The sequence below is a fragment of the Paenibacillus graminis genome (assembly GCF_000758705.1).
GTDB classification, from domain to species: domain Bacteria; phylum Bacillota; class Bacilli; order Paenibacillales; family Paenibacillaceae; genus Paenibacillus_AQ; species Paenibacillus_AQ graminis.
In genome coordinates this window covers 1,716,509-1,742,925 of sequence record NZ_CP009287.1, presented here as the reverse complement: position 1 = coordinate 1,742,925, position 26,417 = coordinate 1,716,509, and the positions used below count along the sequence as shown (strand labels likewise).

The following is a 26,417-nucleotide window of genomic DNA, read 5'->3' as shown; positions in this document are numbered from 1 at the left end:
TGCTCTCCCCTTCTTAGTAGCTTAAGAATTACAAAGCATGATCGCGTATAACATTCTCACCTGCAGCAATTTGCCGTGAAGTCCAATTCTGATTCTCCCCGCTCCAGAATGAATCTTCAGGCAGCAGCCCCAGCGGAAGAAATACGGTTGCGCACAAGTACAAGCTGCCTGTATTGATATAGCTCTCTGCCAGCTCCGGCTGATAGCCGTATACACCCGGGCGCAGCCAGCCGTTCTCATCCAGGTTGCCCGGGAACTCCATAATCCGCTTGATCACAGCCGTCAGGGCACAGCGAACCTGTGCAGGCTGCAGGGATTCTTCAAGGAAATGCTGAAGCGCCGCCTGCGCGAGCAGCTGAAACGCCCCGAAGCGGTACACGATGGAACGTCCAAGGAACGGATAAGTCCCGTCCGGTGCGATCATCCGCTCAAGCACAGTGGCATACCGCCGGGCCCGCTGCATAACCAGAGGCTTCAATTGGGGATAATGCGCCGAATCCTGCTCAAAAAGGGTAATCACATCCACGAGCATCGGCTGAATAACAAAGCTGTTGTAATAATCCCAGCGAAAATCTTTGCCGTCCCCGTATACTCCGTCGCCTTTATACCAGTCCATGAACATATGGACTGCATAACCTACCCGCATCCGGTCGTATTCCGGATCGCCGAGAATGTATAGAGCTGCTTCCACCATTGCGCTGAACAGCAGCCAGTTGCTGCCGCTGGGGGCCGTCCGCCGGGTCTTTTTTAATGCCGCAATCACGTTGCCCCTGACGCGTTCATTCAGCTGAGAGGCCAGGCGCTTTGGTGCGCGCACCAGCGCATGCGCCAGAAAAGCCGCATCGACCAGCGGCTGGCCCTCCGCCTCAAAATCCATAACATCCGCAGATTCCGGGTCCGTAGCCGCATCAAGCGCTTCCAGCATCAGCTTAGCGTAATAACCTCTAAGCTTTTCTTCTTCACCCTCAAGGCCTTCCAGCTCCAGCCAGGGCGCCATCCCGCAGGCCAGCCGGGCAAAAGCTTCAAGCGGCGCGAACCCGCCCCGGCCGCTATGGAATTCCACCGGCAGCGTTTTCGTAAGTGTCCTCCGCTTCAATGCTTCCAGCACCGGAGCACCGATCAGCAGCATCGTATCCAGCCAATATTTACGCTGTTCCTTACCGTTCATCTTCAAATCCTCCATGGCTTCACTCTTCTGGATTGTCTAAACTTCATTTATAGTTTAGTTTTATGTTATCGCAATGTCTTTGCGATAATTAATGATTTGTTGCGTTTATTGCGATAAATTCCGAAGGTGGTCTACGATATGAAGCATGCCCAATATTATCAGCAGTTCCATGGTGATATCCTGGCGGAAATCGGCAATTCCCCGACCTCTCCCACCAAGGATTTTCACATTCATGACCATTATGAAATCTTTCTGTTCCTGGGCGGGCAGGTGAACTGTTTTGTGGAACAGTACAGCTATCCTCTGAGTCCCGGAAATGTTCTAATCTTCAACAATCATGAAATCCATAAAATCATCAACCGGTCCCCGGAGCCCTATGAACGGATTACGATCCACTTCAAAGCTCCTCTGGTTTACCCTTTTTGCACCGCTGACACGAATCTGCTCGCCTGCTTCCAGAACCGTCAGACCGGAGAACATAACCTTTCGGAGATGGATAAGGCACAGCTTGAAGCTTTTACCGGACTGGCATTCCGTCTCATCGATATCCTGAAGCATCCGCGGTACGGCAGCGACATTCTGGCGCTCACTTATCTGATTCAGCTGCTGGTGCAGGTTAACGATCTGTACAGCCGCAGCTTTGCGGCGGTTCCCAGTCTGATCTCCACACTGATTCAGTCGGCCATGACCTATATTGATAACCATCTGCATCTGGCCCTTTCGCTGGAGGGGATTGCTGAGGAACTTTCCGTAGATAAGTATTATCTGAGCCATCTGTTCAAACAGCAGACCGGAGGAACCCTCTACCGTTATGTCCTGTTGAAAAAAATAACCTTAGCCAAGCAGCTCCTCACCGCCGGCAACTCGGTATCTGACACCTGCTATCTGTCCGGCTTCAATGATTACGCCAATTTCATCCGTACCTTCAAGAATTTCACGGGCCACACCCCCGGCCAATACGGAAAAAAAAGCTAGGCCCTCTCCCCTGATTATTTACATAGTTAATTCTTTAAATTAATACTATCAGCACAGATCGGCTTTATAATTTCTCATAATATGAATCTTGTAAACGCAGAGGGAGAGAAAACCATGTTCAGAAAACGTATTCGCCGAAGGTATAAATTTATATCCTCGAGAGCAACAATGCTCCTCCTACTCCTCACCGTTATCGTAAGCACCCTGCAACCGGCAGGCCTCATTGCTGCTGACCCGCCCCTCCCGAGTACCGTAGTCATCGAGGATTTCGAGAATAACCTGAGCGATAACGTGCTGGTGCAAAAAAGGAATTTCGCAGGCGCCATGAGCCTGGAATCCGATCCCCGGCATGTCCGCTCAGGAAATAATTCCGTACGTCTGGATTATGATTACATTGGCGTTAAGGAAAACCCCTCCTATGTATATGTAGGCCCTGCAGCTCCTTATCCGGTCACCGGCCTTCCCCAAAAAATCGGGATGTGGGTGTATGGCAATAACGATGGACATCTCATCTTCAGCAAGCTCAGGGACGGCAACGGCAAGTCCTTTGAGGTGGAATATTTGGACGAGAACGTTGGCGTGGACTGGACGGGCTGGAAATACATTGAGGGTGAAATCCCCCAAAATAAAGTAGGTCCTATCCAGCTGGAAATCTACATGCGGATTGAACAATCCATTTTTGAGAAGAAAAATAAAGGGACCGTATGGGTCGATGACGTCCGCCTGGTCTATGGGCAGGACCCTAATGAAGATATGGGCGTCCCGACACTGGATGTACTTTCTCCGGCTAATGAAGCAGTCATCCATACGAACTCACCCCACATTCAGCTTGCGGCCACAGATGCACAAACAGGCATTGATCCCGGCTCAGTTACGTTGAATCTGGATGGGCATCCTGTACAGCCTGAGTACGAAGCTGCCAGCGGCCTCATTTCCTACCAGCCTTCCACTCCGCTGGCAGGAGGCTATCATACCGTCCAGTCGGCCGTATATGACAGATCCGGCAACCGCGCCGAGAGCAGCAGCACCTTTTTTATACAAGACGGAATTCAATATCACCTGGACGCCCCCACAGAGGTTATCAGCAACAAGACGTTCCCATTGAAGCTTCAGATCAAAAATGCTGTTGATTTACAAAATGCCTATGCCGAGCTTCAATACGATCCCCAGACGTTGGAAATCACCACCGCTGAACCTAAGGCAGCGGCATCGTCCGTTACGCAGAATGAGATCGACCCTGTAAAAGGACAGTACCGGCTGCAGCTTGCCGGACTGAGCAAGGATTCCTTGGCGGCGGACGGGACCATTGCGCTATTGAATGTGGCCGTAAAACCCAGTGCCAAAATGGAGCGCGGCGAGGCCTTCAAATCCATCGTGATGAGCGACGGCAGTTTTCGAGTGAGCGTAGGTGAAGCTGTCTATGCGCTGGCTGCCCCCCACCGGTATACAATTGGTTTTCCTTACGTACTCACTGTAAAAGGGAGCTCCCTCCATACGAAAAGCACCCTCCGTGTCACAGATGATGCAGGAGTGCCGGTCGAAGGGGTGTCCATCATCCCGTCCGATCCTCTTTTTCCTCAGTATTTCGCTGAGGTGAAGCCGGTTACGGCTGATGTCTATGCGGATGCTGATCCCGCTTCGGCCAAGCTCACTTCCGCCACCCAAGGCGAACAATTCTATTCGAATGGAGTTACCCGCGGGGAATATACCGAAATTCTACTGCCGGTCGGCAAAGCAACAGGCTGGATTGCCACTGCCGCTATTCATGCAAAGCTCCTCAAGGATGGATGGGGCCTGACGGACGCTAAGGGTGAAGTCCAGACCCGTCTGACAACTTTGGCCTTAACGAAGCTTAATCTCCAGGCTGTGAATGGGGATAAGGTCAGCAAGGTGTTCTCTCTGTCCGTAGTGCCGCAGCTTGGCTCAGATAAGCCTGAATATGTAAGAACCTATGTTACAGAGGATATGAAGACAACCCAGAGCATCGTCTGGAAAACTGCACCCCGTGTGGAGAGCGGTGTGATCCAATATGTGGAGGCCAGTAAGTTCACTGGTTTCGGACAGTCTAATATCAAAGAGCAGACGGCGGAACCGCAGCTTCTGCTGGCTCCCGACCGTGTCGGAGAAACGTTGTTTCACAAAGGGATGCTGCAGAGCCTCTTACCGGGTACAGAATACATTTACCGTGTGGGATCTCCGGGATTGTGGAGTGAGCCGCATAGGTTTACTACAGAAGCAGCAGCTCCGGGCTCCTTTTCCTTCTTATTTGTAACTGATTCTCACAATAATACGGAAGAGGCCTACCACATTCATCAAAATTTGCTGAGCAGTGCATTTAGCAGCTACCCGGATACCCGGTTTGTGATGCATGGCGGGGATATTGTCGATGATGGCGGTATTATGGGCGAATGGGAACAGGACATGAAGGCCACACAGCTATACAGCGGCAGCGTACCTTCTGCCTATGCGATGGGCAATCATGATGTGAAGAATGGCGGAAAAGAAGTATTTAGAACCGCTTTGGGGCTGCCAGGCAACGGAATGCCCGGACAGGAGCAGCTGACCTATTCGTATGACTATGAGGATACTCATTTTATCGTGCTCAATTCAGAAGCTGATGAAGTGGACATGCAGAAACAGGCAGAGTGGCTGCGGAAGAATTTAAGTGCCAGCTCCCAAAAGTGGAAGGTCGCTATGTTCCACCGGCCTGCTTATCATACGGAAGATGGACGCGGTCCGGAGCTCGTCACCAAATATCTGGCTCCTGTCCTTGAGGAGCTTGGTGTAGACCTGGTGCTGGTGGGACATGATCATGCGCTTGCCTGGACCTATCCTATGAAGAATGGCCAGCCGGTGAAGGATGGCCGCCCAGGCACGGTGTATCTGTCCGGCGGGTCCTCCGGCTGGAAATTCTACGATGCGGTCAAGTTCGATTACCTGGAGTATCTGTACGATGACAATTTCCCGGTATATTCGGCCATTACGGTCGGCAAAGATCAGATTGTGATTGAAGCCAGAAAGGCCGATGGCGAACAACTGCAAGCATTGACCATTGAAAAGGCTAAAACCTCAGAGCCTGAACCTGAGCCTGGCACAAGTCCAACCCAGACACCAAGTCCGTTACCAAGCTCAGATCCAAGTCCGTCACCAAGCCACACGCCAAGTCCGAACCCTAGCCCGATCCCTGGCTCCGGGACAGGCTCAAATCCGGGCACGGTGCCTAGTACAGTGCCAAGCACGGTGCCTACGGCAGCACCCACACCTGTTCCGACAGCCAAACCTGTGCCTGTTGAAACGCCACAAGGTTCCATATTTGCTGCCGGAGTAAACTCCCAAGCCTTAAAAGACACACTAAAGGGCGTGATTGCCGGGAAAGACGGGAGAGTTCCTGTACCTGCTCTTAAGGACATTGCTGACCTGTGGAGCACCCGGACGATATCGGCTTTCCTTAAGCTGAAGGTCATCAACGGTTATGCCGATGGCACCTTCAGACCGGACAAAGCCATCACCAGAGGGGAATTCGCTGCTGTCGTTGCCAAAGCATTTGGGCTGGCGAAATCAGACGCTTCTACCCTTCAATGGAGTGATGTTAAGACCCATTGGGCCCAAGAAGCGATTGCTGTTTTAGCTTCCAATGGGATCATTGCCGGTTATCCAGACGGAACCTTTAAACCCAACCGGGAAATAAGCCGCTCTGAGATCATTATGATCTTGTCCAAGATCGTGAACTTCAACAGCGCAGCACCGGTAAAAGCCGGCATCACCTTCAGCGACACGGCTCATTCGTGGAACAAGGACCAGATTGCCAGAGCTGCCCAAATCGGGCTAATTAACGGAAGAGGCAACGATAAATTCGCCCCTGCCCAATCATCGACCCGGGCAGAGGCATTGACCGTCATCATGAATGCCCTTTGTCTGGACCCGGAAATCAAAGCTCTAACGGATCAATTATCTAATTAAACGTCTATAGAACCTCTATAACATACAAAAAGACCTTCAAAACCACGCCTTGGTGGAGTTGAAGGTCTTTTGTATTCAGCCGAGGGTTAAGGCCAATCTGGCCAGGAGAACTTCCAGTGATCCCCTGCCTACTCATCCGATTCTATTTCCCGGGCCCCGAGTGCTTGTACAGGACGGTTATCATGCGGGAAAATAGCGCCATATTGATTAATTTGCTCCCCGGACCATTGAACCGGATTTTCCAGGACGATCCACTGCACACCTTCGGTGCATGGCGGCGTGGTGAGCGATCCCTGGTAGCGGAAGGAATGAAGATCTGCCGGAAGCAGCTTATTCATGTCGAAGTCACCCCCCACCGGAACCTCCTCTTCACTTTCTTCGTTCGGAAGCAAGGACCAAAGCTTGTTCAGTCCGGCATTTTCTGTACCTTTAGTAATCAGTACACTCAGCACCGCAAGCTGGCCTTCTTCATTTTTATGTACAAAATGAAGCTCCATGTCCGCATGTTTGCCATCCACCTCATGTTCGCTGGGCAGGTGGAAATGAAACTGCTGCAGGGTATATGTTTTGCCTTCAACAGTGATCCGGTTGTCCTGGTTCTTCAAATTAACCTGAATAGTATGGCCGTTATTAATCATAGCTACCGGAGACGGAGAATACTCCACTACAACAGGCGACAGGCTCTCGTCATCCTTCACTTTCTCCTGGAGAATATTAATGGGGGACTGGGCCTTGCCGGTACTGCATGCCAAGAATAGCTCATCAAGTTCCGCCCAATGCTCAGGTGAGGTTTCCCCTTCGTAGGACCAATGGGCATGGTGAGCGCTTGCCGTAGCCTGCGGCTTCTGTGTGCCATCGGCCTCGCCGTTCTGCTTGTCACCTCCGCAGCCCGCCATCACAGACATGATCATGATTGGAAAGAGTATTCGGGCTAGCCTTTTGCTCGGAGTCATGTATAATCCTTCTTCCTAATATTTTGTGGAAAACTATTGTTAATAGTAAATAATGGAATAGAGACTAACAAGTGAAAAAAGGCTCAAAGTTCCCAAAATGATTCTAACTATTCATTTCATGTATAAAATATGGAGATCCAGCCGCAGGCGGATCAGGCCCAACGAGTGAAATCCTTTTCCGATCGATAGAGTCTGCCTGTTTGCTACGGTCCGTAAGGATCAGCAAGACTGACATTATAAACTTGAAGTCGAAAATAAACAAGACAGAATATATTAGCAGTCGTTGGGAGAGTGGAAGAAATACGGCTGCAACTCTAAGAATACATTGTCTTTTTTCTGGTAAAATAGAACTCAAACCATAAGACAGGTAGAAGGAGTGCAGAAATGATTTATTTGAGAAGCTTTAAGCTTTCTAATTATACGGATCGGAATCCCAACATTTACCCTGATTATGTATTTAAGCATGTGGCTGGTGAGGTGCTGTTGTTCGATCGGATTACAGTGCTATATGGAAATAATGGTAGCGGAAAATCCACTTTACTCAATGTAATTTCCAACAAACTTGAAATCCCGGGAGCTGAAAGAATGACAAGCTACGGGCATAGTGTTTATGCTCAGCGATTCCTTGATTTGAGCAGCTATCAGCTTGGGCATGATGAGCAAGAGCGTGAAATCAGGCAACTTCCAAAAGGATGCCGATATATGAAATCAGAGGATATTTTATATGAGATTAAGAAGATACAGCAATCTTCCGTGCTGCGTGAGGGAATACTAAATGAACAAATTAGCAGAGGGATGAGCGAGGCTCAGGCGGCACAGTATGAGGCTACATATGCGTTCAAAAAGAAAATGGAAGATATTCAATTTTCACAAGAAAAATACTCTAATGGAGAAACGTCCATGCAATTTTTTGAGGAATATCTGCTGCCCGGGCAATTGTATTTATTGGACGAGCCGGAAACGTCACTTTCTCCTGCCAATCAAATACGGATGGCAGAACAAATCAATGAGCTGGCACGATATTTCGATAGTCAATTTATTATTGCCACTCATTCTCCCTTTGTTTTAGGCACGTTACATGCAAAAATTTATAATCTCGATGCCAGGCCTCTTCAGACAGCAGAATGGTTTGAGCTAGATAATGTGCAATTTTTTTTCCGATTTTTCAATAAGCATAAGCAATTGTTCGAATGAGAGCAGGACAGACACAGTCTATAGCTTTTTATCTGATTCAAGAGTTCCAGCCGCATAAAAAAAGAAGCGTACCCGGCATTCCTACAGCGCCAGCGCCTCTTCCGTAATTTGTCTGATATCAATGGAGGATATCGTTTCTTCATTCACCATATCCGGCAGAATTTCCGTCAGGAAATACTCAACACATTTGAGCTCAATGTTCTTGATCTTGATCAGCGCATTGCGGTACATTACCACAAATTCCTTCTCCGTGTTCCCTCTCTGCAGCTCGGCAAAAGCCTCATACACCTGGTCCATCTTGTCGGCGACCTCCAGAATCAGCCCTTCCACCGACTCATCCTTACCTTCACGAAGTTGCTGGTAGAAGATGCTTTTGAACTCCTCGGGAATGTGCTCCTTAATGAAATTATCGATCATCCCCTCTTCAACCTGCTGGATTAAGGACCGCAGCTGCAGCGATGAATGCTTGACCGGGGTTTTGATATCGCCGATAAAAATCTCACCATAATCGTGGCTGCTTGTAATTTCGTACAGCTTCTTCCAGTCAATGACGGCACCGTTTTGCTCCTCTATGTCGGCCAGTGTTTTGGCATACTGCACGACCTTCCAGGAATGGGCGGCCACGCTGTGCTCCTCGAATTTGAATTTACCGGGGCAGCGGATAATACGTTCCAGCTCGTTCAGCGAACGGAAATATTTATGAATTCCCATGCCAGTCCTCCTTTTGTCCAGATATGAATATGATCCGGTACTGTCCAGTATAGGCCGCAAGTGTTAAATCCAAATAAACAAGCTGGCAGGTTATGTAAAAAACGGGGACAACTATGCGTTATCCTGCGTTTGTCCAAGCTTTCCCCGCCTTACTGCCGAGGCCATCCCCGACTAAGGTCGAGATTAAAGAACAGTCTTCAGGCCGTTTTGCAGCAAAGCCAATAGCTTTACAATAAACACATAGACAACGGCTAAGACGAACCGCACCCCGGTTCAACCCATATGAGAGGAAGAGATTAATTATGAAAAAATTGTACCGTTCCGAAAGTGACAAGAGAATCAGCGGCGTCTGCGGAGGATTGGCCCGTTATTTGAACATCGATACCACCCTCATCCGGCTGCTGGCTGTCGCCACTGCCCTGTTCAGCTTAGGCACTGTAGTGTTCCTGTACATTCTGGCAAGCATCCTGATGCCTAAAGAGCACTACAACAGTTACCCTGAAGGTTATGAGTACTACTAATTCCAAGCCGACAATACCAGAATTCACAATACCAAATTCCATCCTATAAGAGAAAAAGGAGAAATGAACATGAGTATTTTCCAAAGAATCACAACCCTGACCAAGGCGGCAATCCACGAAGGACTGAATAAATTGGAGGACCCGGTACTGCTGACCGGACAATATTTGCGGGATCTGGAGGAAAAAATCGCCACCGCCGAAACCAAACAGCGTGAGTTCCAAGCAGCAGCGAGTGTGCTGGAGCGCCGTATCTACGAAAACCAGGTGCTGGCTGAACGAAGCGAAGCGGAAGCCATGCAGGCGATGAATGAAGGGAACGAACCTGCGGCCAGAGCAGCGGTCATGGCTAAGCTGCGCTACACCGAAAGTGTTCAGGAATGCACCGCAGGGCTGGAAGAAACCCGTGAAACGCTCGCAGTCCTGGACAGCAGTCTTCTGAATGCCCGGGAAGAGCATAAACGTCTTAAGGCAAAAAGAGCCGAGCTGGCAGCCCGCGCCCGCAAAGCGGCTGAATTAAAACGCGCCTCCGAAAGCAGCTGCTATTCTGCCCATCCCGGACACCCTGGACAAATCTTGAATGCCGGCGCGGCCTCACGCGGCTTCGAGCGCATGGAAGACAAAATCAACGAATGGGAAGCCGCCGCCGAAAGCTCTGCACATTATTCCGCAGCCACCCCTGAATCCCCGCTAAACAGCGCCGTTGAAGCCGAGCTGGAACGCCTCCGCAACCGTAAGGCCGGAGACAGCAAATAAGAGAACATCGATCAGCTCTACAATCTGTGTGCAACCTAAAAGGATACTCTTCCTGATGACAGGAAAAGTATCCTTTTTAGGTTTGGGGAAGAGTTAGTATCAGCCGCGCCACAACTCATGCAGAGATAACCTTCCGCTCCCAGCACTGCTATTCCGGCTAAATCCCGTTTCCGGGTGATCCTCCCAGGCTGCCGTCACACCAGCGGTGAAGGCTCCTTAGCCTGCACATAGCGGTTGGCCGGAACCGGAAGACCAAGATTGCCCCGCAGAGTATCACTTTCGTATTCGGTGCGGAACAATCCCCGTTCCTGCAGGATCGGAACCACACGGTCTACAAATTCCTCCAGGCCGTTCGGCACAGCCGCTGCCAGCATAAACCCATCCGCTGCCCCGGCTTCAAACCAGGCCTGAATCTGATCCGCAACCTGCTCCGGTGTACCGATGAAGCTGCTGCGCGGAGTAGCCGCCTGCAGGGCAACCTCACGCAGGGTCAGGCCTTTTTCCTTGGCATTTTTCTTGATTTTATCCGTGCCGCTCTGAAAGCTGTTCCGGCCCAAGTCTCCCAGCTCCGGAAAAGGCTCATCCAGCGGATATTGCGAGAAATCATGATGCTCAAAAAACCGGCCCAGATAATTCAGCGCGTTCTCAATCGTTACGAGTCCGGCCACCTCCTGATATTTGCGCTCCGCTTCCTCCGGCGTATCGCCAAGAATGGGACCGATGCCGGGGAAGATCAGCACCTCATCGGGATTTCGCCCAAACGAAGCCACGCGCGTCTTCACGTCCCGGTAGAATTCCTGCGCTTCCTCCAGCGTGTCATGCCCTGTGAAAACGGCATCCGCCACTTGGGAGGCATAATTCTTCCCGACCTCTGAGGAACCCGCCTGGAAAATAACCGGCCCGCCCTGCTGCGAGCGGGCGATGTTCAGCGGGCCTTTGACGGAGAAAAATTCACCTTCATGGTCCAGTGTATGCATTTTTTCCGGATCAAAGAAGACACCTGTCTCCTTATTGCGGACAAACGCATCGTCCTCCCAGGAGTCCCACAAGCCGCGGGCCACCTGCAAATATTCCGCAGCAATCCGGTAGCGTTTGCCATGGTCGGGATGCTCCTTCCGGCCATAATTCAGTGCAGAGCCTTCCAGCGGCGAAGTTACCACATTCCAGCCTGCCCGCCCGCCGCTGATCACATCCAGTGATCCGAATTGCCGCGCTACGGTGAAAGGCTCGCTATAGGAGGTGGACAACGTGCCGACCAGACCAATCTTGCTGCTGACTCCCGCCAGTGCGCTAAGAATGGTCAGCGGCTCAAAACGGTTCAGGAAATGCGGAATGGATTTCTCATTGATATACAAACCGTCTGCTATGAAGATCAAATCCAGCTTGCCTTCCTCAGCCTTCTGCACCCACGACTTGTATAGTTCAAAGTTCACACTGGCATCCGGTTTGGCGTCGGGATGGCGCCACATTGATGTGCTGCCTCCGACTCCGTGCAGCAGCGCACCCAGCTTCAGTTGTTTGGGCTTGGTCATGTTCAGTCCTCCTCAGTGTTTTATTGAACTTCCTGGCATACTTCGCAATAAAACTGGCATCGGAAGCATACGCTTAGTTTTTACGTTAATGGAACCGCGCTACCGCCCTGCTTACAGCGTCCTGCTTAATCCGCTCTATCTGGGCCAGGTGCGTCTGCACATGCCCTGTGAAGCTGCGGAGAATGTCCGCAATACTGACGGCTTCCCCCTTGAAGTTAATTCCGCTTTTCTCCCAGTCCCCGTCACCCAGCCGGTTGAACAGCAGACTGTTGTAGTGAAGAAGGCTGCGGAACAGCTCCAGACTGTCAGCAGCATGGCCTCCATTGGAATGCTGGCCGCTAACCCAGGCGTCCTGGTTAAATACCGGCAGCTGCACCTCAGTCCCGGCCAGAATGTCGCGGATGCGGAAGGAAACCACGATGCTGTGATCGGCCAGATGCGCGAGCACCTCGGTGACACTCCAGCTGGACGGTGAGGCTTTCCACCTGAGCTGTTCCTCGCTCAGCCCTTCCAGTGACTGTACCAATTGGTCATACGTATTGAGATAATCCTCGATTTGCACGCTGCTCATTAGATCCCCTCCATAGTAAATCCGGACTGTGGCTGTTCCGGTGATAAGTCAATGCGGGACAAGGAAAATGGCCCGATATTCTGTCTGGAAGCTCCCTTCCACAGCACATGCGCCCGCAATGCCATGTCGATATAGGCCGGATCACCGCTGTAGGCATGCCGGATCAGCCGGGCCTCTCCGTGATAGCTTGCCTGTGTATGCGGGAGATCGAAGGCATGGACCAGTCGCGTTTTCACACCCTGCTTGGCGATTTCGGCAGCACTCATGCCTATCGAGCCGGCACCGACAACAATAACGTCATAACCCGGGGGCTTAGCTATGAGGCGGCACCCTCTTCCGCAGAGAAATGCTTCAGCACCCGTACAGCCAAGTCAGCAAAGAATGCCGTTCCCACCGGCAGTGCCGCTTCATCCAGATTGAACGCAGGATGATGCCACTCACGGCTTCCCCCGGTGCCCACGAATACGAACAATCCGGGAACTACGCGCTGATAAAAGGCAAAATCCTCTCCCGCCGGCGAAGGCTGCGGCTTCACGTAATGGAAACCAAGCTCGGCAGCGGTTTCTTCGCCCAGCCGGGCCAGCCCGGCATCATTATTCACCGGCGGCGGTCCGCCGAGCCAGCGCACTGCCGCTTCGGCTCCAAAGGCAGCGGCTACACCGGCAGCCACCTGCCCGAAGCGTTCCAGCACTTTGCTCCGCACAGCTTCGTCAAAAGTGCGGATCGTGCCCTCCAGTACCGCCGTTTCCGGGATAATGTTCCAGGAATTTCCGCTATGCAGCTTCGTAACGCTGACTACCGCACTTTGCAGTGCGCTGACGTTGCGGCTGACGATGCTCTGCAGCGCCGTAACGATATGCGAAGCCGCCACAATGGGGTCGGTTCCTGCCTCCGGCACGGCCGCGTGCGCTCCGGCTCCCTGCACCTCCACCACAAATCCGTCTGCCGCCGCCATCAATGGCCCGCCGGTGATGCCAATGGTGCCTACTGGCAGGTCCGGCTTATTATGCATGCCGATGACTGCATGAACGCCTTCCAGCGCTCCGCAGGCTATAATCTGCTGAGCGCCTTTCGCTTTCTCCTCAGCGGGCTGGAATAGAAGCCGGACCTTTCCTTTCAGATAAGACTCCTGCTGTTTCAATTGATAGGCGGCACCGATCAGCGCCGCCGTATGGAAGTCATGCCCGCAGGCATGACTTTTGCCGGGATGAAGCGAAGCATAGGGCAGCCCGGTTTCCTCCTGAATCGGCAGCGCATCAATATCGGCGCGCAGGGCCACCACCGGGCCCTCCTGCAGTCCGCCGATCTCCGCAATGACACCTGTCGTCAGGCCATAGTCAATAATAGTTATTCCGGCTTGCTCCAGCAGAGTGATAATATATTGGGTCGTTTCGAATTCCTCGTTCGAAAGCTCCGGGTGCCGGTGAAGATGGCGGCGGATGCCGATCACCGTTTCATTTAACGCCTGTATACCCTGCTCCGCGTTGCGAATACTCATCATGATCCCTCCCTTCAGCCAAATACTGTCCTTTCATTGCCTCACTTGCAGATTTCCTATCTGCCCCTCCTGATCTGTACGAGCTATGCCTCCGCAGGCACTTCAGCGAATGCTTCATGCAGCAGCTCAAAGGAGCGGAGCCGCTTGTCAAAGGACTGGACATTCGTCGTCACGATGAACTCTGTGACACCGGAAGCCCCGGCCAGCGCCAGCAGCTGCTCGCGGACAGCTTCCTTGGTTCCCTTCGTAATCTCCGGCTCCCGCTCTTCGAGCGTATAGGCCTCCTTGCTCTGCCGGGTAAACTCTTCCGCCTGCTCGCGGGTAGCCACCGTCAGCGTCCTGCCGCTGGCCAGATGAATCCGGATCAGCTTATGCGCTCCGGCCAGCTCTTTGGCCTCCGCCTCCGTGTCGGCAGCCAGCACGGCAAGGGCGATTATGGCCTGTGGCTCTCTCCCCAGCGAAGTGTCAAAACCGCTCCGGTAGGCCCGGATCGCTTCCAGCGCCACCGCCTGATCACCGCTGATGAACAGTGAGAATACATAAGGCAGTCCAAGGCTGGCGGCAATTTCCGCGCTGGCTACGCTAGCGCCCAGCACGTAGAGCTCAGGCGGAATACCCGGAATAGGTCCCGCTTTGAGCCCGGCCAGCGGATGATCCGCTGCCAGCCGGTTATGCACGTATTGCTCCAGCTCCATAATTTTGTCCGTCAGGGAAGGCGCTTCGGTGCTGCCCTGCTGCAGCGCCTGAGTGCTCCGGGGCAATCCTCCCGGAGCCCGGCCGACTCCAAGGTCCACCCGTCCCGGCGCCAGCGAAGCCAGCACATTGAAATTTTCCGCTACCTTATAAGGACTGTAATGCTGGAGCATGATGCCGCCGGAGCCTACCCGGATGTGCTCTGTTTTGGCAAGCAGATGCGAGACCAGCACCTCCGGGGATGAGCCTGCTATCTGCTCGGAATCATGATGCTCTGAAACCCAGAAACGGCGGAAGCCCAGCCGTTCGGACAGCTGAGCCAGCTTGACCGTATGCTGAAAGGCTTCTTCCGGGGTTTCACCGGGATAGATTGGACTTTGATCCAATACGCTGATTGTAATAGCCATAGGTTTGCCTCCTAGATCGAATAGTTCAGCTCCGGCGTAATCCGCTTCAGGAACTGCTTGGTTCTTTCTTCCCGCGGATGGTTGAACACCTCCGTTGGTGTCCCCTCTTCTACAATGACCCCGCCGTCCATAAACACCACGTGATTGGCCACATCGCGGGCAAAGCCCATCTCATGCGTCACCACAATCATCGTGATGCCTTCCTTGGCAATTTTGCGGATGACAGCAAGCACTTCACCCACCAGCTCCGGGTCAAGCGCCGAGGTAGGCTCATCGAACAGAATCACTTCCGGCTCCAGCGCGAGCGCCCGGGCAATCCCGACCCGCTGCTGCTGGCCCCCGGACAGCTGGCTCGGATAGGCGTCCAGCTTCGCGCCGAGGCCCACCTTCTCCAGCAGCGCGATGCTTTTTTTCCTCGCTTCCTCCTTCGGAAGCTTCTTCACGATCAGCAGTCCCTCCATCACATTCTCCAGCGCTGTTTTGTGCCGGAACAGATTGTACTGCTGGAAGACCATCGCCGTCCTCTGCCGCAGTTGGTGAATGTCCTTCTTGCGGGCATGCCTGCAGTCCAGCTTGAAATCCCCGATGGCGATTTCTCCGCCGCTGGGCTTCTCCAGATAGTTCACGCAGCGGAGCAGCGTGGTTTTACCTGAGCCGCTGGGGCCGAGAATGACCACAACCTCACCTTTCGCAACTGTCAGATCAATATGGTTCAGCACCTGATGGCGTCCGAAGGACTTCGAAATCTGCTTCAGCTTAATCATAGGACTCCCCCCCGGTTGTATAGATTGATCCGCTTTTCGATCAGGCCGGTAGCCCGTTCAATCAGAAACGTTAGCCCCCAGAAGATCAGCGCTGCCGCCAGATAAGCCTCAAAAAACTTCCAGTTCGTCGAGGCCACGATCTGCGCCTGGGCATTGATATCCACGACCGAAACCGTAAAAGCAAGGGTTGATCCATGCAGCATGCCGATCACGGAATTGGAGAGATTCGGCAAGCCCGCCGCCAGGGCCTGGGGGAAAACAATCCGCCGCAGCGACTGGGCCGTAGTCATGCCTACAGAATGGGCGGCCTCCATCTGCCCGCGGTCCACCGCCAGCAGACCCGAGCGGACTACCTCAGACATATAGGCGCCTGCCGTAATCGAGAAGGCAATGTAGGCAAAGCCGATCATCGGAATGGATACCGACCGGAAACCCCAGCCGAAATGCGCCGCCAGCCCGTCAATGATCATCGGCAGTCCGAAATAGATCAGCAGCAGATGGGTAAGCATCGGCGTCCCGCGGATAAAGGTGACATACCCGGTGGCGAGCGGATGCAGGAACGGCACCTTGTAAATCCGGATGAGCGCAACAGCGATTCCAATGATGAAACCGGCACTTACCGAAACAAGCGTAATATACAGCGTCGTTGGGATTGCACTGAGAATTTGCACAAATGCTGTCCATATAAATGAAGGGTCCAGCTTCATCATCCACCGCCTCCTTTACCCGGTCCCAACTGGGCAATCATTCTCCGGTAAGAACCGTTCCTGTGCAGACTAAATGTTTTTCTCGCAGGACTGTTCGGTACTTCATGACGCAAGAGACGGCGTTCTGCCGCCAGCAGCAGCTTCTCAAGCGTAAAACTGATGACCAGATAGATTAGAGCAAGGGCAATATAGGTCTCAATAAAATGCTGGCTGACGCTCCCCAGGGTCTGTGCTTTCCCCGTCATCTCCATCACCCCGAGGGTAAAAGCAAGTGAGGTATCCTTCAGCAGGGCAATTACCAGGTTGGAGAATACAGGGACCGCGATCCCCAGCGCCTGAGGCAGCACAATCCGTGAAAATGCTTGAACTGACGTCATTCCCGCCGCATAAGCTGCTTCCACCTGCCCCCGGTCAACGGCCGTTACAGAAGCCCGGATCATTTCAGACATGAAAGCTCCCGTATGCAGCCCATAAGTCAGAATCACAAAGAACAGCACGGGCGTCCGCGTCACATCCACATGAACCAGCTTCAATATTTCAGGCAGACCATAATAGAACAAGAACAGCTGAATCAGAATCGGGGTTCCCCGGAAAAAGGAGATATAAATCCCGGCAAGGTTTTTTAGAACCGGCACCTTATACAGACGGGGGAGGGCCACCAGGAAACCTACCAGTATACCTGCCAGCAGAGAAAAGCCGACAATCAAAAGCGTTGTACCCAGCGTAGTCAGCAGTTTGGGCAAAAAGGAAAAAATATAGCTGATATCAAACGGTGCCCCCATTCGTTCGCTCTCCCCTCCCCATAGGTTTTGAAAAATCAATCATTTCACTTCATCAGCGGTAACGTCCGCACCCAGCCATTCGGTGCTCAGTTTTGCCAGAGTTCCATCGGCCTTCAGTTCCTTGATTGCTCCGTCGATGGCATCAGCCAGCGTCTTCGAATCGGCATCATCCTTGCGCAGGACGTAGAGTATGTCCGCAGAGGACAGTTCTGGCCCCGATGCCTTCAGCTTGCTCTGCGGATCAATGACCGGCAATACAAAATCCGCCGCGAGCGTGGCATCCACCCGTCCGGAGCTGATTTGGCTTACCGTATCGTTGGCGGCTCCGTTCTGATAGACGATTTGGATTGCATTGTCATGCTCCTTGTTATAGTTCTCCAGGATTTGCGCCTGGGCACTGGTTGCGCCGACGAGGGCTTTTTTGCCCTTCAGATCATCGAGGGTCTTAATCGAGTTGTTATCCTTGGCGACCACAATCCGGTTTCTCCAGTGTGCATAAGGCTCTGTATTAAAAAGATATTTCTGCTCTCTCTCCAGATTCTTCTCCATGACATGAGCGACCAGATCAATCTTCTTCGTATCCAGGCTCAGCAGCAGATTACTGAAATCCATGGTCTTCAGTTCGAACTCATATTGCGGCAGGCGGCTGTCGATATCCTTGAGCAGCTCGACATCGAAGCCTGTAAGCTTGCCGTTCTCATCAATGAAGCATACCTGCGGAAAAGCGGTGCCCGTGCCGACGACGATTTTGGTTACTTGGGCCGCGTCTGTTGCGGCAGGAGCCTCTGCGGATGTTTTCGCTGCTGCTTCAGCGGTATTGCTGCCCTGGCTGCGGTTTGCATTATTATTAGTGCCGCAGCCTGCAATCACCAGCGTCAACAATAGTCCATATACCAGCGGGATCGTCTTCTTCATCGTTTTAGCCCCTTTGAATAGTAGTTGGTTGATCGATAAGCTTCTTTCGCATCAAATACATCGTACCGTCGCCATTCTGCGGGTCCAGCTCCAGAATCCGCTCATACCCCCGCCGTTCATACATCGGAACCAGCCAGGGGTGCTTCTCCGCCGTAGCCAAGGTAACAGCAGAGGCACCCAGCTTGCCGAGGATCACATTCTCCTCAACCCAATCCAGCAGCTTACCGCCGTACCTTCTCCCCCGGGCATCCGGATTTACCGCAAACCATTTGACAAAAGGCAGCTCAGTAAGTGCCTTGATCTCTTCACCCCTGGACAACGTGATTGTGGCTTCCACGATACCCTCGATCTCCAGCACATAACACTCGTTCGTGGCTACATTGTCCTTAATCAGCTCCAGGTCGGCTGTGGCCGCAGGCCAGTGCAGGCCGAGTTCACGAATCGTCTCATAGGCACGATAGGTAATATCCAGCAACCGCTCCGCATCCTTCAGCTCTGCGAGCCGGTAAATCTCTCCCATACTGCCACCTCCGTCCGTTTTAAATTTTATAATCCCTATAGAATTAGTGGTGATTTTCTGCAATTAACTTTATCACTGCATGTGACCATGCGCTAATAGAGTTTTTTAATTGATCTATACAATAAGTCGATTTAACGGATTGCCCGTTCCCAGCTCCAGCAGCGTTTGGATAAAGCCGGCATACTCTCCATTCAGGGAGATCAGGCTGGTCCGCAGCGAGATCCCTTCTGTCTCCGCAATCTCTACCCGGGTCAAGGTTCCTGCTGCAACCTCCTCCTGCACACTGAGGACCGGGAGAAAAGCAATGCCCGCTTTTCGCAGCACCAGCTTTTTGGCCGTCTCCAGATTATCCACCTGGTATACAATATCCGGCGGCTGCTCCATACTCTCGAATACACGGTGAAGCCGCAGCCAGTCCAAAGAACCGCATTCAAAAAAAACAAGCGTCTCCTTGCGGATATCCTGGATTGAAGCACGCCTGGCCTGGGCCAGAGGGTGCCCTTCATACACATATAGAGAAATCGGGTCCTCACAGAACGGATAAGCCTGGATCGCCGGATTGACAACCTTCCGGATGAAGGCCAGATCAATGTCCTTCGCTTTCAGCTTGTCAATCAACACCTCCGTAGGGGCCGTCGTCAGTTTAATATTCAGATTCGGATAGGCCGTCTTCAGATGAACCAGGAGCTGCGGCATCAGATAATTGGAGACCGATATCGTGCTGCCGATTCGCAGCTCATCCGGGACCAGCCCTTTAGATTGAACCTGATGTTTGCCTGTTTGATAAACCTGAAGAATTTGCTGGGCGTAGGGAAGAAACTGCCTGCCTTTATCCGTAAGATTAATCTGCTTGCCTACCCGGTCGAAAACTCTGCAATCCAGCTCGCGTTCAAGCGACTGTATGCGGGCAGTGACTGTCGGCTGGGAAATATACAGAACATCCGCTGCCTTATTGAAGCTCCCGTAGTGGTTGATATAGACGAACGCTTCGATATTTTCAATGTTCAATAATAGCCCCCCTCATCCCTATTCAATAAACATTATAATTCCTATCTGTTAACAATGAATTATAAGCAAAGCACCCTATAGATTTTGTTTATATCTTAGTCACAGCCCCTTTTTTTGTCAACTGAATTCCCTTGTTGTTATTCAGGAAAACCATTAAAAAAGTCACAAAGATAGATAGAATTTTTCTATCCATTTATCGGAATAATTAAATTCGGCTTATATTCATCGGAATTGTCGTTTATAATAACCTCATTCATTTTGATTCGCAGGAGGCGCTTAAATGTCCAACTCCAAAGAGATCCTTATCCGCGACGCGGCAGATTCAGAGCGGGATGCTATTGCCGAAGTGCTGCTGGAGGCGTACGGCCAGTATGCTGCTGAGCTGCCTGAACCCTTTTGGGCGGAGTACCGCCGTTCCATTCTTGATTCCGTCCACGGAACTGCCCCCTATGCGCGGATCGTCGCTGAAATAGACAACCGGATTGTCGGCAGCGTGCTGCTCTTCCTGTCCTCCGAAGAAGCGTACGGAAGACCGGAGCTGGGCATTGATTCCCCAATTATCCGCCTGCTTGCGGTTTCTCCAAGTGTCCGGGGCCGCGGCGTCGCAGTACTGCTGATCCGTGAAGCGGCCAGAAGATCCATCGGGCTGGGAGCCGCCACCTTGAACCTTCATACCTCCGATATGATGGCTTCAGCGATTAAGCTATATGAGAGACTAGGCTTCCAGCGGGCATATGAGACTGATATTATGAACGGGGATACCCTGGTTAAGGGCTATTGCCTGGATCTGGGAGCTTTCTCCCTTCCTCAATCCAAACAAACCTCCACATTGTGAACAGGACAGGCCGGGCTCCCTGTTTCTGTGGAGGTTCTTTGAGTAAAGTCCCTTTTTCAGTATATTCCGCTTCAGTTGCGCTTCACTGCCTGTACTAGATAATCCGTTTCTCTTTCGCCGCCTTAAGCCATTGCGGAAATTCATTCAACAGCCGATCATACAGCTCCTCATCGGAAACCTCCTCAATGCGGTCCAAATGAATGAAGTTGGCGTTGTCTACCAAACGTCCGGTCATGGTATCGAGCTGCTTGAGCACTTCGAAGTCAGAGTCGCCTATTCCAACAAACTGCCAGAAGATAGGCTGTACAGAAGCTTCGGCAATCACCTTTTTGGTCTGCCGCACTACACCTCCATCATTAATGAAAATAATGAATACTGGTGTGGAGTCCTTCTCCTCTTGGGTATACTTGTGAATTACATCCTCCATTACTGGCGGTTCGTTATTCCTTCCGAATTTGTGGATGCTTGAATTGTTGAGAATATGCGTAAATACATAACGCCCCAGTTCCTTCTCCGTTACCGCTGGCAGCCGGCTGAACTCCGTATCGTATACCCAGACATCCAGTGAGCCGTTGTCATCAAATTTGCTAGCTACGGCGAGAATACGTTCAACAACCTCCTGCACAACACCGTTCAAATACAGGTTTCTCATAGAGCCTGTAATATCCAGCACAACTCCCACTCTGGCGGTTACTCCCGTTAACTGCTTTTTTACCAATGTAAGCTCTACAATTTTCTTGCGCAGATCTATTCTCGACACTAGGGGCTTTTCCGGTGTTTTTACATCCATCTCTTCTTCAATCATCACAGCAGTTGCAGCAACTTCAGAAGTTCCCTCCTGTTCAACTTCAAGCCCGAAGTTCGCGCATAGTGCGGCCAACCCTCCATTGAAGCCGCTGCCGATCGCACTGAATTTCCACTCGCCATTATGACGGTACAACTCTCCAACGACCACCGCCGTCTCCTCAGACAAATCAGCGCCATAACCGAAATGGTATAGCTCCTTACCGCTTATACGATCCATAAGTTTCAGGTAGAGACCCGACACATCCTTCATACGATGATTTAGCCGCTCACCTTCATAGATCGTCAGGGTTAATGCAATCCGGTCTACCTTTTCGGGAAGACGGTTTAATGAAATAGATATACTTTCTCTCCCGTCTTGTTCCACAGCCGAGTGTGATACAGCTCCTTCTGAAGAATTAGGATTACCATAAAAAATAAAATCTTCATCCCGCTCGCACCGGCTGTGCTCCGACAGTAAAAAAGCCGCGGCATCCATGCCAATATCCGCCTTTTTCGTTGTCCATCCAAAAGAGAACAGCAGCTCGTTCACACTCTTTCCTCTGGTCAAGTCTACCTTTTGCCCTTTTAACAGCTCCACACTCCCACCCTCTATTCACAAGGAATCCTAACAAACTTCATAGATAAGGAATACCATATTCACTACTCATTGTAAATTCAGCAGATTGTATTTGCCTCTCCGCTCCTTTAATATGAATCCTATATGATGAATAAGGGGCTTTACCTATGAATTTTACTGCGATAGACTTTGAAACGGCCAACTCCAGCCGCTCAAGCGCCTGTGCTGTGGGGCTTGTTCAAGTGAGGGAGGGCGTCGTAAGCGCCGAGCATGTGTGGCTGATTGATCCGCAGCAGCGGTTCGACGGCATGAATATTTCCATTCATGGCATCACCCCCTCCATGGTGGAGGGAAAACCCACGTTTGATGAGCTATGGCCTACACTCGAACCACTGCTGCAAGGAGAGGTGGTCATCGCGCATAATGCCGCCTTTGATATGAGTGTCCTGCGTTATTGCCTGGACCGGACAGCCTGCAGCTATCCTGAGTTTCAATACATGTGTACCTACCTGCTCAGCAAAAAAATGCTGCAGGAGCTGCCCTCCCATAAACTGAATGTGGTGTCACAGCATTTCGGGATCAGCCTGAAGCATCACGATGCACTGGATGACGCCAGAGCAGCGGCGGCGATACTGCTGAAGCTGATGGAGCGGGAGCAGCACACCGATCCCCTGCTTCTGGCTGGGAGCCAGGGCTATAAGGCCGGAACGATGTATGCAGGCGGCTATACGCCTTTTAAGTCCCCGCCTAAGAAAAAAGCCAAGAAGGCAGCGGCTCCAAAAACCTCCGGCCCAAAAAGTCTGCCGCCATCTTCCATATCTCCACGCCAAGGAGCCTCCGGCAACAGCTCCGCCTGGAGCAATTTCTTCTGAACATGCAGAACCCCCGGTCCATTCCAGCGGACCGGGGGTTCTGCAAACTATCTTTCCGCACACAAAGCCGCCTGCTGTCTGAAGCAGGCGGCTTTGTGTCTTGTCCAGTGATTGTGCGCAGGCTTAGGGGGGCTCTGCCACATCAGGTGCTTTCCCGTTCGATTAGCTCCACCGGCAGAACGGTCTCCCGCTCTACCGGCTTGTCATCCATCTGCTCCAGCAGCAGTTCAACAGCCCGCCGGGCCATATCCTTGATCGGCTGTCTGATCGTGCTTAAGCCGGGCATGTACCATGAGGCGGCGCCGATATCATCATAGCCGATGATCCGCACGTCGCGGGGGACCTCCTTCCCGAACGTGCGGCACCATTTCATCACAAACAGCGCCATCAGATCGCTTGTCGCGAACACGCCGTCGATGTCAGGGTGTTCAGTGAACATTCTCCGGATAATTTCATTGTAAATCTGTTCATCGAAGACATCCAACTCGGTCTGGTAGGTGACAAATTCGACGCCTCCCTGTCTGGCCTCACGCTCAAAGCCGGTCGTACGGAGATTGGACAGCATATCCAGCTTCATGTTGCCGGACAGATGGCCGATCTTGCGGCAGCCCTTAGCGATCAGCAGACGGGCCGCCAGAGCTCCGCCGTTTTCATTGTCCGAAGCGACAAACGGAATATCACCTATCCTGCGGTCGATGGTGACCAGCGGATAATTCAAATGGGTATAATCGCCGATCTCCAGCGTATGGCTGCCGAGAATCATCCCATCCACCCGGTTGCGCCGCATCATATCAACGTATTCCCGCTCCTTGGCGGAGTCGAGCTGCGAATTGCACAGCAGGAGCTTGAAGCCGTGCTGATAAGCAACAGATTCGATTGCATTCGCCAGTTCGCCGAAGAACGGATGCGCCACGCTCGGGATAATCAGCCCGAGTACATTGGAGTGCTTGCGCAGCAGCGAACGGGCCAGCTCATTCGGCTGGTAATTCAGCTCGTCCATGACTTGATATACCTTCTGCCGGGTCTTCTCGCTGATATACCCCCGGTTGTTTAACACTCTTGAAACGGTGGTCACGGACACACCGGCTTGTTCCGCCACATCGTTGATCGTAGCCATTGCATTGCTCCTTCCCAAAGCTCGTCTCTCTATTATAATTTATCTGGCGCTTATAGGGAAAAGATTGCCTGACCAACGAATCGCTAACACCATCCTGTGCTTCCTGGGAGCAACAGCTCTACACCTCAAGCTGCGCCAGCACGCCCTCCCCGTCCGTATATTCAATCTCAGAGCGCATCGTATCAAGGTTAATGTACAGCGTGCAGCGGAATTCGCCCTTCGTCCAGGACAGTCTGATTTCATCCGCTGCAGCTTCCTCCACTGTAAAATCGCCGTTAAACGCCTCGTATTCATTTCTGAACCGGATCAGCTTGAGCAGACGCTGTACAACTTCCTTCTCCAGCGATTGCCCGATTTCCGGGAGCGTATAGTTGCGGCGGTTGATCTCGCGTCCCTCGCCGGTTTCCCGCACCCGCTCCAGATCATTTTCACCAGCCAGCAGCCCGACATAATACACCTGCGGAATGCCCGGAGCAAAAAACTGAATCGCCCGCGCCGCCAAATACGCATCGTCATCACAGCCCAGCACCGAGTAATAGGAGCAGCGGATTTGATGGACGTCGAACCCGTCGGGCGCCTTGTGCTCTTCGGATACGATAAGGCTCAGGTTGGCTCCTCTTTCGACACAGGTGTCAACGATCTTACGGGCATCCTTTGTGTCGATCAGATCGTCCAGGTCAGGCTTGACCGGGACGCCGTCATGACAGTCGAGCATGGTGAACTGCTTGGCCGGACGGGTGCGCAAGTACTCCTTAAGCTCACTGCTGTCCTTGTTCAGCAGCGTATCGAGAATCCGGTACGGCAGGATGAAATCGTAAATCCAGCAGCCGTGCTCCGCCAGCTTGTATTGAATCGAATAGTGCGAATGCACCTCGGGCAGCAGTTCGATATCAAGGGAATCGGCCAGTTCCTTGATCCAGTCCAGGAAGCCATAAATTTCCGGCTCGACGAAAAAGCAGCTGGTGCCCAGCTTTTTGATCACATAACCTACCGCGTCCAGCCGGACGATCTTGATATTGTTCTCCTTGAAGCAGGTGAAGAATTGTATGAACAGCTGTTTGACCTTCTCCGAGCGGATATCTAGATCAATCTGCTCGGACGGATCGCTTTTGCCGAAGGTCGTCCACACCTGAAGCTCTTCCTGTGTGTCCTCAATGGTGAACGTGGAGTAGGGCTTACTGCGGCGCAGGAACATTTTATCGATGTCCGCCTGTACCGGTTGTCCGTCCGCCCAAATTTTATCCAGCGTAAGGAACAGATCGGCGTAGCGGGACTGCCGCCCGTGCTGCAGGAAGTCCTGAAAGTAAGGAGACTGGCGGGAGATATGATTGACCATCAGGTCCACCAGCACATCATGCCGCTCCCCGATTGCCCGGATGTCCGCCCAATCCCCAAAGGCAGGCTCGATCTCCAGATAGGTCAGCGGTGCAAAACCGCGGTCCCCCGACGAAGGGAACGGAGGCAGAATATGCACCCCGCCCTTGAATACATCCGGAAAATACGCATCCAGCACATGACGGAGTGACTTCAAATCTCCGCCAAGCGAGTCCGGGTAAGTAATCAGTTGCACTTGATTTTTAACCATAGTCGTCTCTCTCCCTTAGCATCCGTATTCGGCTTGTATTGTATTTAAATCGGGCAGCGGAACCACTGCACCGGTAAATTTCAGCTTAAATGCGCTCACGGCAAACCCTGAGCGGAGCGCCTCGCGGATCGTTGCCCCTCTGACAAGCGCCGTATAGAACCCCGACCAGAAAGCGTCGCCCGCTCCGGTCGTATCGACCACCTCATGCGCCAGCGTTTCAAACCGGACCGTCTCCTGTCCATTCGAGACAATAGCGCCGTCCTTGCCGAGTGTCATAATGACAAGACCTGCGCCGAGCGCGATGTATTTTTGCACCTGGTTCTCGGGGGTGTCGCTGCCGAACAGCCGCTCCGCATCGTCTTCCGAAGGCTTCACGATATCCGCCTTGCCGATGATCTTCTTGACATAGGCCGTGCCATCCTCACCCTTGCACCAGATCCGGGGATGGTAGTTCGGGTCAAAGCATACCGGAATGCCGCGCCGCTTCGCCGCCTCAATCACCCGGTTAATGGTCTGCCGCGACGGCTCCATTGAGATCGGCCAGCAGGAGAAATGCACGATCCCGGCCTTCAGCACTGCCTGCTCCAGTTCCGGCGTATAGGCCAATTGGTAATCCGCGGCCCGGTAAAAAATCGGGACAGGGGTGGACGTGCTTTTGGTGATAAGCACCAGACTGGTGGAATCCTGTACCATTTGTACACACCCGGTATCAATTCCTGCCTTTTTCAATGATTCAACCAAAAAAACCCCCAGCCGGTCATTACCGACTGCTGAAGCCACTATAGGACGGATACCCAGGCGGCTGACATTCATTGCGATATTGGAAGGGGCCCCTCCGAAAAAAGGATGATAAGTCCCTTGCCCTGCAGTATTCTGATCCTCCTCCGATATAAAATCAACCAGCATCTCTCCCGCTGTCAGCACATCGTACTCTCTATCGGCCGGCAGCTTGATTCCCTCATCCAGCTTGAACACTATGTTTTCCCTCCTACTTCTATCCAATATGAATCGTT

The 26,417-nt window shown here is 52.3% G+C and carries 25 protein-coding genes and 1 pseudogene; 7 read left to right on the top strand and 19 right to left on the bottom strand.

Annotated elements, in window-relative coordinates:
• Positions 1 to 28: 28 nt before the first annotated feature.
• Entirely contained in the window at positions 29 to 1,168 is a 1,140-nt protein-coding gene (locus PGRAT_RS07505) for a DUF2264 domain-containing protein (protein WP_156124054.1), read from the bottom strand.
• A 138-nt stretch (positions 1,169 to 1,306) separates the two neighbouring features.
• Here PGRAT_RS07505 and PGRAT_RS07500 point away from each other — a divergent pair, with 138 nt between their 5' ends.
• Together PGRAT_RS07500 and PGRAT_RS07495 are read left to right on the top strand one after the other, a co-directional pair.
• Positions 1,307 to 2,143 (top strand): AraC family transcriptional regulator, encoded by an 837-nt coding sequence (locus tag PGRAT_RS07500; RefSeq protein ID WP_025704956.1) that lies wholly within the window; start codon positions 1,307 to 1,309, stop codon positions 2,141 to 2,143.
• 114 nt (positions 2,144 to 2,257) lie between these two features.
• A complete protein-coding gene (locus PGRAT_RS07495; RefSeq protein ID WP_025704955.1) occupies positions 2,258 to 6,103 on the top strand; it encodes an S-layer homology domain-containing protein in 3,846 nt (1,281 codons plus the stop codon).
• Between the two features lie 128 nt (positions 6,104 to 6,231).
• On the opposite strand, the gene PGRAT_RS07490 is transcribed toward PGRAT_RS07495, so the two are convergent.
• Entirely contained in the window at positions 6,232 to 7,056 is an 825-nt protein-coding gene (locus PGRAT_RS07490) for a carbonic anhydrase (RefSeq protein WP_025704954.1), read from the bottom strand.
• 384 nt (positions 7,057 to 7,440) lie between these two features.
• Between PGRAT_RS07490 and PGRAT_RS07485 the strand changes: the two genes are divergently transcribed.
• The gene (locus PGRAT_RS07485; RefSeq protein ID WP_025704953.1) at positions 7,441 to 8,250 is read left to right on the top strand and encodes an AAA family ATPase; all 810 of its coding nucleotides are present in this window, start codon (positions 7,441 to 7,443) and stop codon (positions 8,248 to 8,250) included.
• Positions 8,251 to 8,331: 81 nt separating this feature from the next.
• Here the strand turns inward: PGRAT_RS07485 and PGRAT_RS07480 are convergent, their stop codons facing one another.
• Positions 8,332 to 8,961, bottom strand: coding sequence for a YfbR-like 5'-deoxynucleotidase (locus PGRAT_RS07480; protein ID WP_025704952.1), 630 nt, complete (start codon positions 8,959 to 8,961; stop codon positions 8,332 to 8,334).
• Between the two features lie 302 nt (positions 8,962 to 9,263).
• Here PGRAT_RS07480 and PGRAT_RS07475 point away from each other — a divergent pair, with 302 nt between their 5' ends.
• Together PGRAT_RS07475 and PGRAT_RS07470 are read left to right on the top strand one after the other, a co-directional pair.
• A complete protein-coding gene (locus PGRAT_RS07475) occupies positions 9,264 to 9,482 on the top strand; it encodes a PspC domain-containing protein (RefSeq protein ID WP_025704951.1) in 219 nt (72 codons plus the stop codon).
• A 69-nt stretch (positions 9,483 to 9,551) separates the two neighbouring features.
• On the top strand, positions 9,552 to 10,235 hold the full coding sequence (locus PGRAT_RS07470) for a PspA/IM30 family protein (protein ID WP_025704950.1): 684 nt from the start codon (positions 9,552 to 9,554) through the stop codon (positions 10,233 to 10,235).
• 194 nt (positions 10,236 to 10,429) lie between these two features.
• Here PGRAT_RS07470 and PGRAT_RS07465 read toward each other — a convergent pair whose 3' ends face one another.
• The 11 genes from PGRAT_RS07465 to PGRAT_RS07415 all read right to left on the bottom strand — a co-directional run bounded on the left by PGRAT_RS07465 (position 10,430) and on the right by PGRAT_RS07415 (position 19,632).
• The gene (locus tag PGRAT_RS07465) at positions 10,430 to 11,767 is read right to left on the bottom strand and encodes an LLM class flavin-dependent oxidoreductase (protein ID WP_025704949.1); all 1,338 of its coding nucleotides are present in this window, start codon (positions 11,765 to 11,767) and stop codon (positions 10,430 to 10,432) included.
• An 85-nt stretch (positions 11,768 to 11,852) separates the two neighbouring features.
• Entirely contained in the window at positions 11,853 to 12,338 is a 486-nt protein-coding gene (locus PGRAT_RS07460) for a DinB family protein (RefSeq protein ID WP_025704948.1), read from the bottom strand.
• On the bottom strand, positions 12,338 to 12,631 hold the full coding sequence (locus tag PGRAT_RS34255) for a hypothetical protein (protein ID WP_337588162.1): 294 nt from the start codon (positions 12,629 to 12,631) through the stop codon (positions 12,338 to 12,340). The genes PGRAT_RS07460 and PGRAT_RS34255 overlap by 1 nt, the downstream gene beginning before the upstream one ends.
• Before the next feature lie 23 nt (positions 12,632 to 12,654).
• Positions 12,655 to 13,836 carry an amidohydrolase gene (locus tag PGRAT_RS07450; protein ID WP_156124053.1) on the bottom strand — a complete coding sequence of 394 codons (1,182 nt, stop codon included), beginning with the start codon at positions 13,834 to 13,836 and terminating at the stop codon, positions 12,655 to 12,657.
• Between the two features lie 83 nt (positions 13,837 to 13,919).
• Complete coding sequence (locus PGRAT_RS07445) at positions 13,920 to 14,936, bottom strand: LLM class flavin-dependent oxidoreductase (RefSeq protein WP_025705239.1); 1,017 nt, start codon at positions 14,934 to 14,936, stop codon at positions 13,920 to 13,922.
• Between the two features lie 11 nt (positions 14,937 to 14,947).
• Positions 14,948 to 15,700 carry an amino acid ABC transporter ATP-binding protein gene (locus PGRAT_RS07440; protein ID WP_042266311.1) on the bottom strand — a complete coding sequence of 251 codons (753 nt, stop codon included), beginning with the start codon at positions 15,698 to 15,700 and terminating at the stop codon, positions 14,948 to 14,950.
• Positions 15,697 to 16,407, bottom strand: a complete 711-nt coding sequence (locus PGRAT_RS07435) for an amino acid ABC transporter permease (protein ID WP_025705237.1) — start codon at positions 16,405 to 16,407, stop codon at positions 15,697 to 15,699. Before PGRAT_RS07435 ends, PGRAT_RS07440 begins: the two co-directional genes overlap by 4 nt.
• The gene (locus PGRAT_RS07430; protein ID WP_025705236.1) at positions 16,407 to 17,189 is read right to left on the bottom strand and encodes an amino acid ABC transporter permease; all 783 of its coding nucleotides are present in this window, start codon (positions 17,187 to 17,189) and stop codon (positions 16,407 to 16,409) included. Before PGRAT_RS07430 ends, PGRAT_RS07435 begins: the two co-directional genes overlap by 1 nt.
• 39 nt (positions 17,190 to 17,228) lie before the next feature.
• Positions 17,229 to 18,104, bottom strand: a complete 876-nt coding sequence (locus PGRAT_RS07425) for a transporter substrate-binding domain-containing protein (RefSeq protein ID WP_042266309.1) — start codon at positions 18,102 to 18,104, stop codon at positions 17,229 to 17,231.
• A gap of 4 nt (positions 18,105 to 18,108) precedes the next feature.
• A complete protein-coding gene (locus PGRAT_RS07420) occupies positions 18,109 to 18,624 on the bottom strand; it encodes a GNAT family N-acetyltransferase (protein WP_025705007.1) in 516 nt (171 codons plus the stop codon).
• A gap of 114 nt (positions 18,625 to 18,738) precedes the next feature.
• On the bottom strand, positions 18,739 to 19,632 hold the full coding sequence (locus PGRAT_RS07415) for a LysR family transcriptional regulator (protein ID WP_025705006.1): 894 nt from the start codon (positions 19,630 to 19,632) through the stop codon (positions 18,739 to 18,741).
• A gap of 280 nt (positions 19,633 to 19,912) precedes the next feature.
• Here PGRAT_RS07415 and PGRAT_RS07410 point away from each other — a divergent pair, with 280 nt between their 5' ends.
• Positions 19,913 to 20,467 carry a GNAT family N-acetyltransferase gene (locus PGRAT_RS07410; protein WP_025705005.1) on the top strand — a complete coding sequence of 185 codons (555 nt, stop codon included), beginning with the start codon at positions 19,913 to 19,915 and terminating at the stop codon, positions 20,465 to 20,467.
• Between the two features lie 94 nt (positions 20,468 to 20,561).
• Here the strand turns inward: PGRAT_RS07410 and PGRAT_RS34250 are convergent, their stop codons facing one another.
• A complete protein-coding gene (locus tag PGRAT_RS34250) occupies positions 20,562 to 21,227 on the bottom strand; it encodes a vWA domain-containing protein (protein ID WP_025705004.1) in 666 nt (221 codons plus the stop codon).
• A gap of 108 nt (positions 21,228 to 21,335) precedes the next feature.
• Positions 21,336 to 21,851, bottom strand: a pseudogene (locus PGRAT_RS34245) (TerD family protein); the annotation flags it as partial.
• 146 nt (positions 21,852 to 21,997) lie between these two features.
• Here PGRAT_RS34245 and PGRAT_RS07400 point away from each other — a divergent pair.
• A complete protein-coding gene (locus PGRAT_RS07400) occupies positions 21,998 to 22,702 on the top strand; it encodes a 3'-5' exonuclease (protein WP_025705003.1) in 705 nt (234 codons plus the stop codon).
• Between the two features lie 142 nt (positions 22,703 to 22,844).
• On the opposite strand, the gene PGRAT_RS07395 is transcribed toward PGRAT_RS07400, so the two are convergent.
• The 3 genes from PGRAT_RS07395 to PGRAT_RS07385 all read right to left on the bottom strand — a co-directional run bounded on the left by PGRAT_RS07395 (position 22,845) and on the right by PGRAT_RS07385 (position 26,379).
• Positions 22,845 to 23,819 carry a LacI family DNA-binding transcriptional regulator gene (locus tag PGRAT_RS07395; RefSeq protein ID WP_042266305.1) on the bottom strand — a complete coding sequence of 325 codons (975 nt, stop codon included), beginning with the start codon at positions 23,817 to 23,819 and terminating at the stop codon, positions 22,845 to 22,847.
• 118 nt (positions 23,820 to 23,937) lie between these two features.
• Positions 23,938 to 25,404 carry a sucrose phosphorylase gene (gene gtfA / locus PGRAT_RS07390; RefSeq protein ID WP_025707090.1) on the bottom strand — a complete coding sequence of 489 codons (1,467 nt, stop codon included), beginning with the start codon at positions 25,402 to 25,404 and terminating at the stop codon, positions 23,938 to 23,940.
• 15 nt (positions 25,405 to 25,419) lie between these two features.
• A complete protein-coding gene (locus tag PGRAT_RS07385) occupies positions 25,420 to 26,379 on the bottom strand; it encodes a carbohydrate kinase family protein (RefSeq protein ID WP_025707089.1) in 960 nt (319 codons plus the stop codon).
• Positions 26,380 to 26,417 lie beyond the last annotated feature (38 nt).

What these genes read in the sequence shown, in the direction of transcription:
- PGRAT_RS07505 (WP_156124054.1), bottom strand. Translation starts at nt 1,168, where the DNA reads ATGAACGGTAAGGAACAGCGTAAATATTGGCTGGATACGATGCTGCTG.
- PGRAT_RS07500 (WP_025704956.1), top strand. Translation starts at nt 1,307, where the DNA reads ATGAAGCATGCCCAATATTATCAGCAGTTCCATGGTGATATCCTGGCG.
- PGRAT_RS07495 (WP_025704955.1), top strand. Translation starts at nt 2,258, where the DNA reads ATGTTCAGAAAACGTATTCGCCGAAGGTATAAATTTATATCCTCGAGA.
- PGRAT_RS07490 (WP_025704954.1), bottom strand. Translation starts at nt 7,056, where the DNA reads ATGACTCCGAGCAAAAGGCTAGCCCGAATACTCTTTCCAATCATGATC.
- PGRAT_RS07485 (WP_025704953.1), top strand. Translation starts at nt 7,441, where the DNA reads ATGATTTATTTGAGAAGCTTTAAGCTTTCTAATTATACGGATCGGAAT.
- PGRAT_RS07480 (WP_025704952.1), bottom strand. Translation starts at nt 8,961, where the DNA reads ATGGGAATTCATAAATATTTCCGTTCGCTGAACGAGCTGGAACGTATT.
- PGRAT_RS07475 (WP_025704951.1), top strand. Translation starts at nt 9,264, where the DNA reads ATGAAAAAATTGTACCGTTCCGAAAGTGACAAGAGAATCAGCGGCGTC.
- PGRAT_RS07470 (WP_025704950.1), top strand. Translation starts at nt 9,552, where the DNA reads ATGAGTATTTTCCAAAGAATCACAACCCTGACCAAGGCGGCAATCCAC.
- PGRAT_RS07465 (WP_025704949.1), bottom strand. Translation starts at nt 11,767, where the DNA reads ATGACCAAGCCCAAACAACTGAAGCTGGGTGCGCTGCTGCACGGAGTC.
- PGRAT_RS07460 (WP_025704948.1), bottom strand. Translation starts at nt 12,338, where the DNA reads ATGAGCAGCGTGCAAATCGAGGATTATCTCAATACGTATGACCAATTG.
- PGRAT_RS07450 (WP_156124053.1), bottom strand. Translation starts at nt 13,836, where the DNA reads ATGAGTATTCGCAACGCGGAGCAGGGTATACAGGCGTTAAATGAAACG.
- PGRAT_RS07445 (WP_025705239.1), bottom strand. Translation starts at nt 14,936, where the DNA reads ATGGCTATTACAATCAGCGTATTGGATCAAAGTCCAATCTATCCCGGT.
- PGRAT_RS07440 (WP_042266311.1), bottom strand. Translation starts at nt 15,700, where the DNA reads ATGATTAAGCTGAAGCAGATTTCGAAGTCCTTCGGACGCCATCAGGTG.
- PGRAT_RS07435 (WP_025705237.1), bottom strand. Translation starts at nt 16,407, where the DNA reads ATGAAGCTGGACCCTTCATTTATATGGACAGCATTTGTGCAAATTCTC.
- PGRAT_RS07430 (WP_025705236.1), bottom strand. Translation starts at nt 17,189, where the DNA reads ATGGGGGCACCGTTTGATATCAGCTATATTTTTTCCTTTTTGCCCAAA.
- PGRAT_RS07425 (WP_042266309.1), bottom strand. Translation starts at nt 18,104, where the DNA reads ATGAAGAAGACGATCCCGCTGGTATATGGACTATTGTTGACGCTGGTG.
- PGRAT_RS07420 (WP_025705007.1), bottom strand. Translation starts at nt 18,624, where the DNA reads ATGGGAGAGATTTACCGGCTCGCAGAGCTGAAGGATGCGGAGCGGTTG.
- PGRAT_RS07410 (WP_025705005.1), top strand. Translation starts at nt 19,913, where the DNA reads ATGTCCAACTCCAAAGAGATCCTTATCCGCGACGCGGCAGATTCAGAG.
- PGRAT_RS07400 (WP_025705003.1), top strand. Translation starts at nt 21,998, where the DNA reads ATGAATTTTACTGCGATAGACTTTGAAACGGCCAACTCCAGCCGCTCA.
- PGRAT_RS07395 (WP_042266305.1), bottom strand. Translation starts at nt 23,819, where the DNA reads ATGGCTACGATCAACGATGTGGCGGAACAAGCCGGTGTGTCCGTGACC.
- gtfA (WP_025707090.1), bottom strand. Translation starts at nt 25,404, where the DNA reads ATGGTTAAAAATCAAGTGCAACTGATTACTTACCCGGACTCGCTTGGC.